Source organism: Stenotrophomonas sp. 05L44_2 (genome assembly GCF_056665995.1).
This window is the reverse complement of record NZ_JBFTNR010000777.1, coordinates 1-2,381: the sequence shown is the minus strand read 5'-3', so window position 1 is coordinate 2,381 and position 2,381 is coordinate 1. Positions and strand designations below refer to the sequence as shown.

Sequence of the window (2,381 nt, the reverse complement as noted above, 5' to 3'; positions counted from 1 at the left end):
CCGCCACTACTCTTCCAGGCTGGCGTTCCAGAATCCCTGCAGCACGCCCGGCGTGGCGGCCAGCGTTGCCAGCACTGCATCCAGTTCAGCGCCATCGACCGTGGTGGCGTACAGCACCGCTTCGATCTCGACATCGCGCTCGCCGAACGGCCGCTGGTCGACCGCGCGTACCGGGTACTGCGCCTGCTCCAGCAACAGCAGCAGCCGGTCCAGCACCTCGGCCTGCTGCTCACGCTGGCAGACCACGTTGATGGCATAGGTGGCCTCGCTGAACGCTTCCGGCAGCGGCTGCCGCTGGATGCGGTTCACCACCGGCCGCAGCAGGGTATTGGCAGCCAGCACGAACACCGCAGCCAGTACCGCTTCAGGCAGCAGCTTGATGCCGGCACAGGCGCCGACCGCAGCCGAACCCCACAGGGTGGCGGCGGTGTTCAGGCCCGACACCTGGGCGCCATCCTTCATGATCGCGCCGGCACCGAGGAAGCCGACGCCGGAGATCACGTAGGCCACCACATGCAGCGGGCAGGTGGGGGTTGAAGTCCATGATGCGTCTCCCTGCGCCGGCGCGCTTACTGCCAGCCGTAGCGGCGGATGTAGAGCTTCTTCAGCGCGGTGGTCAGCACCGCATAGCCGAACAGGATCGCCACCAGGAACGGCCAGTAACCGGCCGGCAATGCCTGCAGCTTGAAGTAGCCAGCCAACGGGCTCATCGGCAGGATCACGCCGATGGCCATGATCGCCCCGGTCATCAGCAGCAGCGGCGGCGCAGCGATGCTCTGCAGGAACGGTACCTTGGGCGTGCGGATCATGTGCACGATCAGCGTCTGGGTCAGCAGCCCGACCACGAACCAGCCCGACTGGAACAGGCCCTGGTCGGCCGGCGTGCGTGCATCGAACACGTACCACATCAGGGCGAAGCAGCTGAGGTCGAAGATCGAGCTGATCGGGCCGAAGAACACCATGAAGCGGCCGATGTCCGCCGGGTTCCACTTCAGCGGCCTGCGCACCAGCTCCTCATCCACGTTGTCGAAGGGAATGGCGATCTGCGAGATGTCATACAGCAGGTTCTGCACCAGCAGCTGCAGCGGCAACATCGGCAGGAAGGGCAGGAACGCCGAGGCCACCAGCACCGAGAACACGTTGCCGAAATTGGAGCTGGCGGTCATGCGGATGTACTTGAGCATGTTGCTGAAGGTGCGCCGCCCCTGGATGACACCTTCCTCCAGCACCATCAGGTTCTTTTCCAGCAGGATGATGTCGGCGGCCTCCTTGGCGATGTCGACCGCACTGTCCACGCTGATGCCAATATCGGCGGCGCGCAGTGCGGGAGCATCGTTGATGCCATCGCCGAGAAAGCCGACCACTTTGCCCTGCGCGCGCAGCTCGCGCACCAGCCGTTCCTTGTGCAGGGGCGTGAGGCGGGCGAACACGCGATGCTCCTGCAGTGCACGCGCCACGGCAGCGTCGTCCATGCGCTCGATCTGCGGGCCGGTCACGATCGTGTCGACGTCCAGGCCGACCTGGGCGCAGATCCGGGCGGTGACCAGTTCGTTGTCGCCGGTGAACACCTTCACTTCCACACCATGCGCGGCCAGCGCCTGCAGTGCGTGAGCAGCGGATTCCTTCGGCGGATCGAGGAAGGCCACATAACCCACCAGGGTCAGATCCCGCTCGTCGGCCTGCGAGTAGACCGTCTGGCTGGCGGCGGTTTCTTTCATCGCCACCGCCACCACGCGCAGGCCCTGTTCGTTCAGTTCCTCGGTGGTCTGCCGCACCCGGGCCAGGCGCTGCGCGTCCAGCGGCATGTCCCGGCCGTTCTCGCGCACGGTGCTGCACACCGCCAGCATCTCCTCCACCGCACCCTTGCAGATCAATTCGTGATGGTCCTCGCGCTCGGAGACCACCACCGACATGYGACGGCGCTCGAAGTCGAACGGAATCTCATCGACCTTGCGGTAGTCCTGCGACAGGCGCAGCGAGCTCTGCAACTCCACATGCTCCAGCACTGCACGATCCAGCAGGTTGATCAGGCCGGTCTGGAAGTGGCTGTTGAGGTAGGCGAAGGTCAGCACCTCCTCCGAATCCTGCCCGAACACATCGGTGTGCCGCTCCAGCGCGATCTTGTCCTGGGTGAGGGTGCCGGTCTTGTCGGTGCACAGCACTTCCATCGCACCGAAGTTCTGGATCGCGTCCAGGCGCTTGACGATCACCTTGCGCCGCGACAGCAGCACCGCGCCCTTGGCCAGGGTGGAGGTGACGATCATCGGCAGCATTTCCGGGGTCAGGCCGACCGCCACCGACAGCGCGAACAGGAATGCTTCGGTCCAGTCGCCCTTGGTCCAGCCATTGACCAGCAGCACGAACGGCACCATCACCAGGGC

The 2,381-nt window shown here is 65.3% G+C and carries 1 protein-coding gene and 1 pseudogene; both read right to left on the bottom strand.

What is annotated here, in order from left to right:
• Nucleotides 1-6: 6 nt before the first annotated feature.
• Nucleotides 7-531 (bottom strand): annotated as a pseudogene (locus tag AC1VAN_RS20505) (MgtC/SapB family protein); the annotation flags it as partial.
• A 38-nt stretch (nt 532-569) separates the two neighbouring features.
• On the bottom strand, nt 570-2,381 hold a 1,812-nt coding region (gene mgtA, locus AC1VAN_RS20500; RefSeq protein WP_480986601.1), incomplete at its 5' end, for a magnesium-translocating P-type ATPase.